The organism is Polaribacter sp., assembly GCF_051251875.1.
Classification (GTDB): domain Bacteria; phylum Bacteroidota; class Bacteroidia; order Flavobacteriales; family Flavobacteriaceae; genus Polaribacter.
The window spans coordinates 1-14,076 of sequence record NZ_JBPOGL010000041.1 but is presented as its reverse complement, the minus strand read 5'-3'; the positions used below and the strand labels follow the sequence as shown (position 1 = coordinate 14,076).

The window sequence follows — 14,076 nt, the reverse complement described above, 5'->3', positions numbered from 1 at the left end:
TTTTTATGTCAATAGGAGTAGTTTTAGTAGGAATAATATTTTTTGGTTTAGTGGTTAATAATTTGATAAAGGATAATAAACCTTATGCCGATACACCAAAAAAGCAAAATCAGCAATCAAATCGTACTGTTTTTAATGAAAGAGAATCAAAACCTTTTACTAATAGAGATATTAAAGAATTTGAAGATATGATGGAAAAAAGTTTTTATACAAACATTAATAAAGCTATTGAACGAATACCTAATGAATTCAAAGACAGTCCTCAAATGATTTCATTGACTATAATTGGTTCTTTGGGGAGCACTTATAAGTCTTTTAAAGAAAAGTTTATAAATGATACCGAACTTAATTCTGTAATATCTAACGAAAGAATTATGAATAGCCTTAATAAAGTTCGTGATAAAGTCAAAAAAAGACACCTTGAATAATTTTTTATTAAAATTATATAACATTAAACTAATAAAATGTTTACGAAATTTATATTGAAAAATGGTTTTGGTTCACCTGGGAACACTGCCAAAATATTAATTGAGCATTTTAACAGAAGAAATCAATTAGTAATGGCAGATAAACCAAATGAGATTTATACACATATTTTGTTAGATAGAATGCTTATTGCCCAAACAATTGGACAAAGTTATTATGATAGGTTGTATGATTTTGATAAAATTGAAGAATTTTTAGAAAATGATATTAGTACTTTTACTTTTTTAGTGCTTTTTAGTGAATCAGAAAAATTTAGAGATGGAGTAAGACCAAATAGTTATGGAGATTCACATTTTGATGTTGTTACTGAAGTTATTTATGAAGTATGTAAAAAGCGAAGCTCACTTTGTGAATTAAGTTTAAATGATTTCAAAATTAAAGCGAATAAAATTTGTCGCTTATTTGTTTATAATTTTTAATATATGGGTTATTGGAATAGGCTAATCGGAAAGGAACCAATTGAATCTCAAATTATAGGAATTTACTCTAAAAGAAAAGAGCAAAGTATTGAGTTTTACGAAAGGTCTATAAAAACTGAAAAGGATAGGGAAAAATATAAATCTAAACGATTAATAAACTCAAAAATAGTAGCATTAAAGTACTCTACTAGTAATTACAAAATTAAAATTAGTTCAGAAATAAGATACGCTAACTCTTTTTTTGGAAATTTTGCTATTGATAACCCACGTGATTATTTATTTGATGTAGTTGCACCACTTGAAGCTGTTGGAGATTTAGTTAAATTTCAATTATCAGATATAAAAAATAATGAGCATGGTATTATTTTATTAGCTAACTCAAATATTGCAATTTTATCACTTTCAAAAAATGATTCTGTTGAATATTTTAAATAATAATTATGAACACTGTATTTGATATTTGTGTGGACATTTTACAATATATAGGCAACATTACAGGACTAGGCTATAAAGCAGCAAATATTTGGATATTTGTAATAATCCATCCATTTTTAACCATTTACTTTTTCTATTTATATCATAGTACAAAAAGCAATATAAACGTTTAAAAACTTCTTAAAATTCAATAAGAACTTATAAAATTCAAAGTAAAAAAAGAGGTGTTTTTTGGTTATTATGCACATATTATAAGATATGTTTTTATTGAATCTTGTTTACACTTACTTCTATTTTTGAATCTCTTATTAACAAGAATAAGTATTTTCAAAAGTTACAAAAATATGGTTTTTTGGTTCATTGAAGCAACAATTCGACTGGTCAACTGAAAGAAGAGCGAAAAACATTTCTATGAAACAAAGTAAATGTATGCTTTGTAATATAGGATGTTTAACTTATAAGTTTTATGTAAGTAGAAAAAATCTGAAGTTGCTTATATAAACAGCTATTCAAAAGATAAGATTCATGATATTTGTTTAAGTAATATCAGTTCAGGGTATAGTGCCACAACTCAATAAGTTTTCTTGTTTTTTGATGTGAAAAAATAATATAATTACTTATTGTCATAAAAATTATTATCACATTTTTTAATGTTTCATAGATGTAAATTACAAAAACTAAGAGTTGGACTAATTGTAAGCTATATAACTACAAACAATTAGCCCTTTATCTTTTATGCAACCATTTCAATTTTATCACAATCACAATTCATTAACTCGTTATATTTATTTTCTAATAATTTTTTTAAATATTTTTTGGTTTCAAGCAAATTGTAATTTTCAAGAACTATGTTAAAATCTTTTTTAAACTTTTCCCGTTGTTTAGAATTTGTTAATCTTTTCCAATAATTAGGATTAATTCCATCTTTAAAAAGCATCATTTCATCCATTCTGTCATGGTTTTTTAAGGCCAAATCATCTACTACTAACAACTTATTAAAATGTTCTAATAACTTATTAAAAAGAAGTTTAAAACGAATTCTATCAAGGTCTTTAAGTGTGAAAATATTAAAATGTCTTTTCAAATACCTAGAACCAGTAATTTTCAATTCAACTCTTAATATTTTTCTATTTTTTAAAGAGTACTGTTTTGATTTATTATAGATTTTTAAACTATAATCAGTTGTTTTGAATTCTAAATAATCTCCTTTTCCATAAAATTTCTCATTTCTGTTAGGTAATTTATAATCATACATTAAAATATAGTAATCAATTAACTCTTGCGGATCTTGAGTTGTTTCTATATTAATACCAAATTCTAAATTAGTAACATTTGTGTTATTATTTTTTAATTCAAATGTATTTTGCAAATGATTTAATGCGTATTTGAAATCACAGTAACTAAAATCATTATAATTTTGATTTCCATAACCTTTAATCATATTAAAATATTTATGAATACTGCCTTTTAAAGTCGCTCTGTTTATAGTAGTTTCAATAAACATGCTTTTGTAATGTGCAATTCGTTTATCAGAAATTTCGGCAGTCTTTGAATTAACGCTCATTCTTAAATCTACTTTGTCTGAATCTTCAATAGTTTTTATAAATTTATCTTTATTAACAATAAAGTATTTAATTAAGTCTATCATTATGCAACATCATTTAAAAGGTTAGTTAAATCTTTTTTTGAGTAATAAACTCTTCTGCCAATTTTAGATTTGACCTTTAAAGTACCATCATTGTTGTACTTCCATAATGTTGGATAGCTAACTTTTAGAATATTTTTGACTTCTTCTCTTGTGAGTACATCATCTTCTGGGTTTGTGTTGCTTTTATCCAAAGAATTATTCATATTTATTATTTTAGGATTTTGTATTGCGGATGTTACAGCTTTCTTAATTATTGTACTCAGGTCCTCCATAGACATCTGAAAAAATTGGATTTGTTTTTCTACTATCATTTTTTTAAGTTTAAATGTTTATAATTTTGAAATGTAAACGTGATCACTGTTATACATTGCAAAGATAGTAGTATAAAGCACTGTAAAACAAGTGTTTAAATAAAGTAAAATAAAACTTAAAATTGATTTTTTTTTAACTATTTGATTTTTAGGACTATCTGAGATTACTTTATATAACATCCTTTTTTTAATAAAACTTTAACTTAAAAAGCATCATAAATAATGGCTAAAAGAAATTTTTTATCCTGAAATTTCTATTTTAGTAGTATAACTAAAACTTGTTTTGTTAATTCAATTAGAAAAATCTTTAAAAAACACAAAAATAAATTATAAGAGTGTTGAAGAGAATGTTATAACCATTTAGGTGGAATATATTGTATTTTATTTGTCGCTTTAAAAAGGTTATTTTTTTTAGAATTATAGTCCCAATGCGTATATAAGTTTTTTATAGGTTTACAACTTTGTTAGTAAATGTTTTTTTTATTGTAACAAATAATGTTTAAACAGTAATTTGAAAATATTAGGATTTTTTCTAAAAACTCTAATTATAAAGCTGGTTTTAATTATTTTCTATAGAGAAGTATTTAGGTTGTTTTTTCCTTTAAAGTTGGGAGTTTATTTAAATAGCTTAATAAAAAACTATAGAATCTTGGTATGAGTTTTTTGTAGGTATTATAAACCAAAAACTATTTGAGGTAATCTGCTGTTAACCACCTTCAAATATATTTTTATAATCATATAAACTTTTGAACATACCCCCTACGATAGAATCTTTAATTTTTAAAACCTGTTTTAGAGAAGAGATAAAAACGATGGTTTTTAAAACATAATTAATAAGCGTTAAATTAGGTTAAGAATATAAAAAAGGGGTGTTTTTGGGGGTAAAAATATTAAAATAAACATCTATTCAGCTGTTTATTAGTTCTTTATAATATGATATAGTGCGCACGAGAAGATTCGAACTTCCACGTTCTTGCGAACACAGCCCCCTCAAGGCTGCGCGTCTACCAATTTCGCCACGTGCGCAAATAGTTTATTCATTCTAAAAATAATAGCTTTTAAAGTAACACTGCACTTCAAAGAATTATGTAAAGAAACAAAAAAAGTTAAGCAAGAGCTTAACTTTTAATAGTGACCGGGCTGGGGCTCGAACCCAGGACCCTCTCCTTAAAAGGGAGATGCTCTACCAACTGAGCTACCAGGTCTTTTGTAAATCGGTTGCAAATATACTATCAAACATTTGAATTATTAGCATAAATTGAAAAAAGTTTTTCAGATATTTGTAAAAATAATTTTAAGTATGAAAATTGTATTAATTGGCTACATGGCTTCTGGGAAATCTACCATTGGAAAACAGCTTGCTAAAAAGTTGTATCTTCCTTTTATAGACTTAGATGCGTATATTGTAGAGAAAGAAAAAATGGAGATTTCAACTATTTTTAAAGAAAAAGGAGAAATCTATTTCCGGTTGATAGAACACAAATATTTAAAAGAAATAGTAGCTTCAGAAACTAAATTTGTACTTTCTTTGGGTGGTGGTACGCCATGTTATGCAGATAATATGAAGTTTTTGAATGAAACAGATGTCATTTCTATCTATTTAAAAGCAAGTATTGGCTTGATAGTAGAAAGATTGAAAAAGGAAAAAAGCAAAAGACCATTGGTGGCTAATTTAAATGATGAAGAAATGGCAGAATTTATTGCCAAGCATTTATTTGAAAGAAGTTATTTTTATGCGCAGGCTACTCATTCTATTGCTATTGATACTAAGAAAATAAATGAAATTGTAGCAGAAATTAGAATTTTAGCGCATTAATTGTCATTGTTGTTTTTAAAATTTTCACAACGGGGTTATTTTATCAATACTTCAAAGCAAAATTAGTTGGCATTTTTTTCAATTAAGTTTTTAACCCATTCATTCGGAATTATGTCTATGGTTAAATTAATTCGTTCTTCAGTTCCAAAATTAGTAACTTTATGAGGATCTGTAAGTTTTAAGTACCAACATTCTCCAGGTTTCATTAACACAGGAGTTTCATTTAAGTAAAACACTACTTTATCATTATTTAAAATAGGAATTGTTAATCGAATAACAGATTTTTCAACTTCTAAAGCCAACGTAGGATCTGTATGTTCTTTAACCTCAGACCCTGGAGCTAATCTTAACAAACGTACCAAAGTTACTTTTGTGTGCTTTTGAAACGTGTCTACAATACTTTTTATATAAGGAGATTTTTTTTGTGCATCCGTATCTAACCAATCTGTCCAAGAACCATCTGCATAATCTTCCGCCGGTGGCGGAAATGGCAATGAAGTATCTACCAAATGTGCAGGAGCTCTTAATTGAATTACATTGTAATATTCGAAATTTGTGGTTTCTAAAGCCTTTATTTCCGTTAGTATTTTATCAACATTAAAATAAAATGGCAATTGTATTCTGTCTTTTTTTTCTGAAACTGCGTTGTTATTTTCTATCATCGTTATTTTACTTAATAAAGTTGATTTTTTTTCTGCTCTAATTTATTAAAAAAGTAGGTGTAAATAAGAAGTAAATACATTTAATTTTGTTGTTCATTAAAATTACATTCAAAAACGTTATAAAATAATTAAAGGGCGTTTTTTTTTATTGAAAATGTATTTAATTCTACAAATTACACGTTCATGTATTTTGAAATTTTTAGAATACTTACCTCTATTATTTCCTTTTTATTATCATCCTTTTTGATTTCTTACTAAACGAAATACCACTAAAGAAAAAGTGATGCTAATTAAGATTAATAAAAATACATAGCTCATTCTTAAATTGCTCCAATTAGAAATTAGACCTAACAAAACAGGGCCAATAAGAAATCCTAAAAAGCCAATTCCCGATACCACAGAAATAGCAACAGAGGTATTCATTTTTTTTGTGTTACCCGCTAATCTAAAAATTTCTGGAATTATTACAGAAAGACCAAGACCTAAAAGGCCAAAACCTACAACACTACTATAGAAATTAGCTACTAATATTAAAGAATATGCAAGAATAGCTATGATACAACCATAACTTATTGTTTTTATGGCGCCAATTTTTTTACTAACACCGTCTCCTAAAAACCTTCCTAAAGTCATGGTTAAAGAAAAAATTACAAATCCAAAACCTGCCTTACTTTCTGAAACCTGAACAATATCAAACAAAAATAAATTACTCCAATGCTCAACCGCACCTTCATTAAACATAATAATAAAAGCAATGATAGACAAACCCAATATTGGTTTTATATGCTTAAAAATACTAGTGCTTTCTATATCTTTTTCTTGTGGATTTTCTACTATATTTTCGTAATTTTTAGATAATAAGAATGTTGTTAAAATAATAAACAACGACATTAACAGCATGTGATAGCTTGGGTTTGAAAACCTTGTGATTAAAAAACTACCAACTCCTGCACCAATAAAACCTCCTAAGCTAAAAAAACCATGAGCAGCAGACATAAAATGTTGTTGCTCTCTTTTTTCTATTATTGAAACCAAAGCATTCATAGATACATCTGTAAAGCCAGAAAAAACACCTATAATTAATAAACTAAGGCATAGAAGAAAAAAATTAGAAACTACTAAAGGTAAATTAAAAAGGATAGCAAAAATGATGATACCTATTTTTGTTGAGCGTCCAACACCTATTTTTTTGTTGATATAAGGCACAAAAGGAATTGAAATAAGTAAACCACATGCAGTAAAAAATAAAGCCAATCCGATTTGAGAATCGTTTAATTCAAATTTCATTTTAATATGTGGTAAATATAGTACCCAAGTTCCTACCAAAATATTAATGGAAGAAAACACCCAAGAAGGGGCAAAATACTTTACGTTAGAAAGTATTAATTGTAGAGATTTCATTTATTTTAATTTTCAGCAAAGAAACAATACAAGTTTGTATTTTAAAACAAGAAAACGGTATTTCATTTCATGTTTACTTTTTTTTGTTAAATCCATTAAATTCTCATTATAACGTATAAATGATTTGTCTTCATAAGATAGAACTTGTCCTAATAATTACTGATTTTAGGGCAAATTATTGTTGTTTCAGCAAATTTATGGTGTAATTTATACATATAACGTATAGTTTTCTACCTTTTAATAGATTACATTTAAGAGTTGTCAATTTTGGTAACAATAACTGTTTAAATTGTATGTACTTATGTGGTTACGTGTTAGTTGTAATTTGACTTTTGAAATTGAAACCCCAACTCCTTTTATATCCATGTTACGTCCTAGAAGTGGTGCAGAACAATGGGTAGAACGAGATGAATTTAAAATAGTACCAAATGTACCCATCATGGAATTTACAGATGATTATGGTAATTTATGCCAACGTTTTGTTGCGCCTACAGGAAATTTTACAATTTCTACAAGTTCAGATGTAAAAACCTCTGAATTTGTTGATGTAAATTTTGATGCTCCTTTTGTAGAAATACAGCATTTACCAAACGACTTACTTTGTTATTTATTACCAAGTAGGTATTGTGAATCTGACCGTTTTAATGATTTAGCAAATGCTATTACAGCAGACAAACCAGTGGGTTACAAACAAGTATTTGCAATAGAAGAATGGTTGCGTACTACTATTAGTTATATTCCAGGTAGTAGTGATTATCCTATTTCTGCTACAGAAGTTCACTCTAAACGATCTGGAGTTTGTAGAGATTTGTCGCATTTAGGAATAGCATTATGCAGAAGTTTAAGTATTCCGGCAAGAATGGTTGTTGGGTATTTACACAATTTATATCCTATGGATATGCACGCTTGGTTTGAAGCTTATATTGGCGGAAGATGGTATACTTTTGATGCAACTCAAACCGGTAAAAAAGGTGGTTATGTAGCCGTAGGTTATGGCCTTGATGCGGCTGATGTTGCCATTTTTAATCAATTTGGACCTGTTGCACATTCTTTAGATCAAACTGTAACGGTTGTGCAAATTAAAAATTAAAAAGCATTTTGTTGTTGATAGAATGATGTTTGCTTTAAATTATTCTTATTGCATACAGCTATTTAGATACTAAAAAAATACCCTCAAATAGTATTTTCTATTGAGGGTATGTTTTTGTGAAATTTCAATTGTTTACAAGTAAATTACTTTTGAATATAGTTTTCAGGAATAGCAAAGTCTTTTCTAAAGCCTTCTACAAAATGAATATTGGTGATTTTAGCATTTCCAATTTTCTCTGATAAACCCTTGTCAATACTCCAACCATAATAGCCCCAATTTGTAGCAAACGGAATTCCATCAATCATTTTATAATCTTCGTATTTTATGGCATGAGGATCTGCTTCTGCTGCTTCTATTGTTTTGCCAGAAGTAACAATATAGGCAACATGTTCTAAAAGTTGTGTTTTTTTATCAGCATATACAATATACCAGTCATCTGGTGCATCGCCAATATTTGCTTCAAAAGATAATCTTGCTACATCAAATGGATTTGAAGTTTCTTCTGTTTTAAAATTGTAATTCCAATGGGTTCCTTGGTCACTTAACTTATAAGGAAATAAGAAAAAATATCCCCAAGTGTATGCATGAAAACGAACTGCTTTATTGTCTTTTAAACTAGGAGAAACAAAAACATTTTCTTTTTTTACAAATATTTCATCACCATTTTTATAGGTAATTTTAGACAAGTCTGATGTTGTAGAAATAGTAACTGTAGCGTTAAAAACTTCATTTCCTCCAAATTCAATAAAAGCATCAAACTGTATTGCTTCATGACTTAAAAAATTCACTTTTTTATGCGCTTTTTCAATTTTTTCAGAAAAAGTACTTACAACCGGTTTTTCTTCAATTTGTTTTGTTGCTGCGGGGTCTTTTTTACAGCTTACAATAAGTAGTAAGCTAGCAAATAATGTAGTTAAAATTTTTTTCATGTGGTATTTTAAATTGTTAGATTTATGTTCTTATGCAATCGAATAAAATATTTATTCCTTACAAAAAATCGTACTAAATTTTGTTTTAATTAAGAAATATGAAATATTGATGAATAATGCGCTGGTAAATAACAATTTCTAGGTATAAATGCATTTTTAATTTTTGTAAAGTTCACGTCTTTTTTATCAGTTTATTAACAAAAATAAGTAGTTATAATTTTAATTATGAACCTAAGTTCATTAAATTTGCAAAAAAATAGAAGGCTCTTTAAATAACACTATTTTAAAACAATTTAATATTATTTTTTTTGATTATTTGTTTGTACAAATTCTAATAACAGACTTAAGAAATAATATGATAAAAATGAATAAATGCCACGTCCTAAAAAAAAGAGAAAAATAGATCATCCGCCAAAAATGCTTGGATTTAAACCCTTCGGAATACGGTTTTGTGACGCACCTCATATTAGCTTGCAGTTTGAGGAATATGAAACTGTTAAGTTGGTTATTTATGACAAGTTATCGCAGGTTGCCGCTGCCGAAAAGATGGAAGTTTCGCGCCCTACACTTACCAGAATTTACAATAGTGCATTAAAAAAAATAGCACAAGCTTTTGTAGAAGGCAAGGCCATACTTATAAAGGGAGGAGACTATGAGTTTGAAAAAGATTGGTATAAATGTAAATCATGCTTTAAATTAATTGATGATATTAATCATTCAGCCGTTTGTGGTGATTGTCCTGCAGATGCTGATACTAAAGACGAATTAATAAATTTAAATGAATAAATAATGACAAGTTTTGAAGAGGAGAAAATTTATTAATAAGAATAATTTATTAAATACAACTAGCTTCTTTTATTCAGAATAAAAAATCAAATAAAACACAAAATCGATACTGGTTTTAAAATAAGTAAAAAATAGGTTCGGTAGAGAAATACGTTCTCAGAAACGTTTAAATAAAAGCACTTATGACAAATAATATAGCGATAGAAGATCAATATAAAAGAACCTCTTTATTTGAAAAAGAAAATGTGAATTATTTAGTACACGTTTTAAAAAGGTTTAACACGGTACCTAAAGTAAACAACATCAATATTATTACTTCTAGTACGGTACCTAATCTCTTTAAAATTATACCCAATAAATCTATTATAATTGGGACTTTATATTTGAAAAATCCTGTTTTAGCACTCGTTTATTTAAGGTATGGCATAGAATGGCAACTTTGGTACAAAGCTTTAGGAACAGAAAAACATGGTACAGCTTTGTGTAATATTGCCGCGTTAGAAGTAACTAGAATATTTTACCAATTACTACCCAAAGAAGACAAGGAAAAATTAAAAGATCTTGATTTTTCTTTGATTAATTTAATAAAAAATGTAGAAGGTTTAAATGCAGAATCTTTATTAAAACATGAAGATTTAGAAGCTATTCATGGTTTAAATACAGCCAATAAAGTATTTGAAAAATCTTGGAAACCCGTTGTTGATAATTTAGCAAAACCAACAGAATATTTATTAATGGCCGGTGGAGATCTTAGATTGAATATTGATGAAGTAGATTTGTTAAATAAATATGGATGTAGACCTTTTCCTAGGCCAGATGCCTTCACATTTGCTTCTTCAACGGCAACTAGTGTTTCTAATTTTGCCTATGATAAGACAGACAAAATAAGAAGTATTTTAATAAAAAATAGTTTAAAAAATGGCTTTGAGAAGACCGCTGTAGAGTTTTCTGAATCCTTAAAAAACGATCTGAGAAAAATATTTAAATTAAGTGAGGAATGCCAAATAATCTTTTCTCCATCAGGAACAGATTCATCGCTTCAAATTGCAGCCATCACCCAAATTGTAACAGAGAAAGAAATTACGCATATTTTAGTGGCTTCTGATGAAACAGGTAGTGGAGTAGCAGGAGCATTAAAAGGCTGTCATTTTGAAAATAATACAGCGCTCAATTATCCGGTTAAAAAAGGAGATAAAATTGAAGGTTTTAGAGATATTGATTTGATAAAAATCCCTTTTAGAGATGAAAAAGGCCACTTAAAATCTGCAAATCAATTAGATAGTGAGGTATTTACAGCCATTTCAGAAACCAATGCATTGGGCAAACATATTGTACTGCATGTAATGGATCATTCAAAACTAGGCTATCAATCTCCTAGTAAAAAGATGATGGAACAATTGAATACACTTCAAGATGTATCTATACAAGTACTTATAGATGCAGCTCAATTAAGATTAGATCCTATCGATATTCAAAAATATTTGCAAAAAGGATATATTGTAAGTATAACCGGAAGTAAATACTTTACAGGACCACCGTATTCAGGAGCTTTAATTTTTCCTAAAACGGTAAGTAAAACCATTGGTGATTCAGAAAAAACCTTGCCAATAGGTTTAACCAAATATTACCATAATTCTGATTGGCCAACAACATGGTTTTGTTCAAATGATTTATCTGATGGGTTTAATTTTGGTTCATACATGCGTTGGAAAGCTGCTATTGTAGAAATGGATAGGTATTATAAAACACCCATTTTATACAGAAATATGGGCATAGAAATGTTCTGTAATTTTGTGGAAGATTCTATAAAAGAAGCTACTTTCTTAGAAGCACTTTGTGATGATGAAGCAAGTGAAAATAGGTATAATAATACTGAATTCGGAATTAGAAATATCCGTACAATTTTTCCTTTTTTCATTCTGAAAAATAAAGAAGTTTTATCCATAGAAAAAGTAAAAAAACTTTATGTTTTGTTAAATTCAGATATGTCTCTGCAATTTGAAGGAGCCTCCTTAAAAATTATTAGACTTGCAGCACAAAAATGTCATATTGGGCAAGCTGTAAATGTAACCTATGAAAATGGTGTGCAAAGTGCTGTTTTAAGAATTAGTTTGGGAGCAAGAGTTATTTCTGAAAGTTGGGTAAACAGAGATATTAGTCTTTATTTTAGAAATATAGAATCTCAAATGAATGAAATAACGGTAATTATAAAGAAAATAGAATTGATTCTTAGCAATCCAGAATTGTTGAATTCATAAAAGGTGATTAGCATTTTTGCGCTTAAAAATGCAGACTAACTTTTTCGAATAAAAATTTTAGTCTGCAAATTATCGATTTTTTTTATTGATATTAAAACATAAATTGACTGAAATTGGTACGCTAAATACAACCATTTCTATTCTTTTGCGCCATGACTTTTTGCAGTTTCTATCCAAAGTTCAGAAACTCCTTTTGTATCGGCACCCAAACCTCTAGACAAATGCAATGCAACGCCCATCATTAAAATACAAGCTTTATGCACTTGCTCAAGTGTTTGTAGGCTGCCAAAGGCTTCTTGCGCTTTTAACTGTAGCAAATTGTTGTGTTCTTTCGCAAATTCAGTAGGATTATCTATGGCTTCTGTGATGGTCGGAATCATTAGAGAATCTATCCAATCTTTTCCAATTCTTTCTGCTAAAATTTCCGGAATTTCAGTACCCATTTCTCTCCAAACGGCTAGTGTTTTTGTATCGCCAGAGGCGGATAAACCAGTATCTAATAATAATTCAAAAGCAATGTCAGCAATATTTTGCATGATTATTAAATATTCATCTTGTGCTTTTTCAAAAGGATTTGCTCCTTGTCCTTGTAAGTATTCTCCAACACTTAATTTTGGTAAATCTAATACTTCTGCACAGTCTGTTAAGCACGGAAATTGTTTGCCTTCATAAATATAATGAGCTTTGTTAAATTGTATTTGCCTTCCTAAAGGATACAATCTACAGGCTAACGGTCTTCCTTTATGCACGCTACAACCATGATTTTCTATATATTGACTGCATGCTAATTGTCCTTTTTTATCTGGTTTTCCGTTGAATGTTAATCGGATTCCTCCAAAATCGGTATATAAATCACGAAATTTTCGCGGACTAATTTCTTTTTCTTTACTAAAACTAAATAATTCCCACGGATTTAACATAACGGCTTTACCAAAACAACAGGTTCCTGAGCGTGAGCAGGTGAGTGGCAATATACTGTCAGCGGTAAGTTTGGTTGTTTGCATTGCTTAATTTAAATTAGTTTGTTATAGTAAAATTGGTAAACCTTCAAACTTGCAAATATTGCCTTGCGTTAATAAGAAATCTTTTTTTTGAATAACCTGAGGTTTAAAAAAATGACAAATGCTTTCTAAATCTGAATTAGAAATGGGCATGTTTTTTTGTAGGTTATTCTTAAGTAAATCGTTTACCATTAAATGTTGTAGTTCTAGAGTAACAATAATACGAATTCTATTTTAATACAAAAATTATAGAAATTATAATTCATCTTTTATCAATGGTTGATGCCTATTTTTATATAAAATTGATGTCGAAAAATTATCGTTTTAATTCCCTTTAATTCCCTTTAATTCCCCTTAATTCTCGTCCATAATTCTGATAACAACCTTTTAACATCTCGTTTTTCCTTCGGTTCTTCTATAAAAAACGGTATTCCGTTCGCATCAATTTCAATTTTATACTTGAATACAAAATTTTCAGCATCTGATTTTAGACTCAAAGCACCAAAACGTAAGTCGTTAAAATATAGTGTGTTATTTTTTTTGTTGATTGTGTACCAACCTTTAGAAATGGCAATCATGCGTTGTACTTTTGGTTGCTTTACCAAATTGCCCAATAGCTCATGATTTTTAGGGTAGCTAGAAAAATGAATCGGATTTTGATCAAAAAAAGAAGAATGACCAATTAAAAAAGCATTTTCTGTTTCTACATTGGCAGTCCATAAAATGGTGTTTAATGGCGTTGGTTTTGTTTCTATTTCTGTACTTTCCTGAAATAGGTTGACTAAAAATTAAACACTTAATTATAGTCACTTATGAAAACACAAAAAGAACCCT

The 14,076-nt window shown here is 28.4% G+C and carries 14 protein-coding genes and 2 tRNA genes; 7 read left to right on the top strand and 9 right to left on the bottom strand.

Going from position 1 to position 14,076, the window contains the following annotated elements; all coding sequences use genetic code 11:
• Positions 1-5: 5 nt before the first annotated feature.
• Genes ACSHW5_RS14945 through ACSHW5_RS14935 form a run of 3 tightly spaced genes read left to right on the top strand, consistent with a single transcriptional unit; the run spans position 6 to position 1,340 of the window.
• Entirely contained in the window at positions 6-428 is a 423-nt protein-coding gene (locus ACSHW5_RS14945) for a hypothetical protein (protein ID WP_435676951.1), read from the top strand.
• A 36-nt stretch (positions 429-464) separates the two neighbouring features.
• Positions 465-905, top strand: a complete 441-nt coding sequence (locus ACSHW5_RS14940) for a hypothetical protein (RefSeq protein ID WP_435676950.1) — start codon at positions 465-467, stop codon at positions 903-905.
• 3 nt (positions 906-908) lie between these two features.
• Positions 909-1,340, top strand: a complete 432-nt coding sequence (locus tag ACSHW5_RS14935) for a hypothetical protein (protein ID WP_435676949.1) — start codon at positions 909-911, stop codon at positions 1,338-1,340.
• Positions 1,341-2,073: 733 nt separating this feature from the next.
• On the opposite strand, the gene ACSHW5_RS14930 is transcribed toward ACSHW5_RS14935, so the two are convergent.
• From ACSHW5_RS14930 to ACSHW5_RS14915, 4 genes are all read right to left on the bottom strand, one after another.
• Positions 2,074-2,988 (bottom strand): hypothetical protein, encoded by a 915-nt coding sequence (locus tag ACSHW5_RS14930; protein ID WP_435676948.1) that lies wholly within the window; start codon positions 2,986-2,988, stop codon positions 2,074-2,076.
• Positions 2,988-3,299, bottom strand: coding sequence for a helix-turn-helix transcriptional regulator (locus ACSHW5_RS14925; protein ID WP_435676947.1), 312 nt, complete (start codon positions 3,297-3,299; stop codon positions 2,988-2,990). Before ACSHW5_RS14925 ends, ACSHW5_RS14930 begins: the two co-directional genes overlap by 1 nt.
• Before the next feature lie 942 nt (positions 3,300-4,241).
• Positions 4,242-4,325, bottom strand: a tRNA-Leu gene (locus ACSHW5_RS14920).
• Between the two features lie 106 nt (positions 4,326-4,431).
• Positions 4,432-4,504: transfer RNA gene (locus ACSHW5_RS14915), tRNA-Lys, on the bottom strand.
• Between the two features lie 95 nt (positions 4,505-4,599).
• Here ACSHW5_RS14915 and ACSHW5_RS14910 point away from each other — a divergent pair.
• The gene (locus tag ACSHW5_RS14910) at positions 4,600-5,115 is read left to right on the top strand and encodes a shikimate kinase (RefSeq protein ID WP_435676946.1); all 516 of its coding nucleotides are present in this window, start codon (positions 4,600-4,602) and stop codon (positions 5,113-5,115) included.
• 62 nt (positions 5,116-5,177) lie between these two features.
• On the opposite strand, the gene ACSHW5_RS14905 is transcribed toward ACSHW5_RS14910, so the two are convergent.
• Complete coding sequence (locus ACSHW5_RS14905) at positions 5,178-5,777, bottom strand: aspartyl/asparaginyl beta-hydroxylase domain-containing protein (RefSeq protein ID WP_435676945.1); 600 nt, start codon at positions 5,775-5,777, stop codon at positions 5,178-5,180.
• A 234-nt stretch (positions 5,778-6,011) separates the two neighbouring features.
• On the bottom strand, positions 6,012-7,178 hold the full coding sequence (locus tag ACSHW5_RS14900) for an MFS transporter (protein WP_435676944.1): 1,167 nt from the start codon (positions 7,176-7,178) through the stop codon (positions 6,012-6,014).
• Between the two features lie 301 nt (positions 7,179-7,479).
• Between ACSHW5_RS14900 and ACSHW5_RS14895 the strand changes: the two genes are divergently transcribed.
• Positions 7,480-8,268, top strand: coding sequence for a transglutaminase-like domain-containing protein (locus ACSHW5_RS14895; RefSeq protein WP_435676943.1), 789 nt, complete (start codon positions 7,480-7,482; stop codon positions 8,266-8,268).
• A 143-nt stretch (positions 8,269-8,411) separates the two neighbouring features.
• On the opposite strand, the gene ACSHW5_RS14890 is transcribed toward ACSHW5_RS14895, so the two are convergent.
• On the bottom strand, positions 8,412-9,197 hold the full coding sequence (locus tag ACSHW5_RS14890) for a hypothetical protein (RefSeq protein ID WP_435676942.1): 786 nt from the start codon (positions 9,195-9,197) through the stop codon (positions 8,412-8,414).
• Positions 9,198-9,569: 372 nt separating this feature from the next.
• Between ACSHW5_RS14890 and ACSHW5_RS14885 the strand changes: the two genes are divergently transcribed.
• Positions 9,570-9,983, top strand: coding sequence for a DUF134 domain-containing protein (locus ACSHW5_RS14885; RefSeq protein ID WP_435676941.1), 414 nt, complete (start codon positions 9,570-9,572; stop codon positions 9,981-9,983).
• Between the two features lie 182 nt (positions 9,984-10,165).
• Positions 10,166-12,241, top strand: a complete 2,076-nt coding sequence (locus tag ACSHW5_RS14880; RefSeq protein ID WP_435676940.1) for a hypothetical protein — start codon at positions 10,166-10,168, stop codon at positions 12,239-12,241.
• Between the two features lie 137 nt (positions 12,242-12,378).
• Here ACSHW5_RS14880 and ACSHW5_RS14875 read toward each other — a convergent pair whose 3' ends face one another.
• Positions 12,379-13,245 carry a YkgJ family cysteine cluster protein gene (locus ACSHW5_RS14875; RefSeq protein ID WP_435676939.1) on the bottom strand — a complete coding sequence of 289 codons (867 nt, stop codon included), beginning with the start codon at positions 13,243-13,245 and terminating at the stop codon, positions 12,379-12,381.
• A gap of 341 nt (positions 13,246-13,586) precedes the next feature.
• A complete protein-coding gene (locus tag ACSHW5_RS14870) occupies positions 13,587-13,856 on the bottom strand; it encodes a hypothetical protein (protein ID WP_435676938.1) in 270 nt (89 codons plus the stop codon).
• Positions 13,857-14,076: the final 220 nt, after the last annotated feature.

Bases quoted from the DNA above. Each gene is read 5' to 3' on its own strand.
- ACSHW5_RS14945 (WP_435676951.1), top strand. From the start codon at position 6: ATGTCAATAGGAGTAGTTTTAGTAGGAATAATATTTTTTGGTTTAGTG.
- ACSHW5_RS14940 (WP_435676950.1), top strand. From the start codon at position 465: ATGTTTACGAAATTTATATTGAAAAATGGTTTTGGTTCACCTGGGAAC.
- ACSHW5_RS14935 (WP_435676949.1), top strand. From the start codon at position 909: ATGGGTTATTGGAATAGGCTAATCGGAAAGGAACCAATTGAATCTCAA.
- ACSHW5_RS14930 (WP_435676948.1), bottom strand. From the start codon at position 2,988: ATGATAGACTTAATTAAATACTTTATTGTTAATAAAGATAAATTTATA.
- ACSHW5_RS14925 (WP_435676947.1), bottom strand. From the start codon at position 3,299: ATGATAGTAGAAAAACAAATCCAATTTTTTCAGATGTCTATGGAGGAC.
- ACSHW5_RS14910 (WP_435676946.1), top strand. From the start codon at position 4,600: ATGAAAATTGTATTAATTGGCTACATGGCTTCTGGGAAATCTACCATT.
- ACSHW5_RS14905 (WP_435676945.1), bottom strand. From the start codon at position 5,777: ATGATAGAAAATAACAACGCAGTTTCAGAAAAAAAAGACAGAATACAA.
- ACSHW5_RS14900 (WP_435676944.1), bottom strand. From the start codon at position 7,178: ATGAAATCTCTACAATTAATACTTTCTAACGTAAAGTATTTTGCCCCT.
- ACSHW5_RS14895 (WP_435676943.1), top strand. From the start codon at position 7,480: ATGTGGTTACGTGTTAGTTGTAATTTGACTTTTGAAATTGAAACCCCA.
- ACSHW5_RS14890 (WP_435676942.1), bottom strand. From the start codon at position 9,197: ATGAAAAAAATTTTAACTACATTATTTGCTAGCTTACTACTTATTGTA.
- ACSHW5_RS14885 (WP_435676941.1), top strand. From the start codon at position 9,570: ATGCCACGTCCTAAAAAAAAGAGAAAAATAGATCATCCGCCAAAAATG.
- ACSHW5_RS14880 (WP_435676940.1), top strand. From the start codon at position 10,166: ATGACAAATAATATAGCGATAGAAGATCAATATAAAAGAACCTCTTTA.
- ACSHW5_RS14875 (WP_435676939.1), bottom strand. From the start codon at position 13,245: ATGCAAACAACCAAACTTACCGCTGACAGTATATTGCCACTCACCTGC.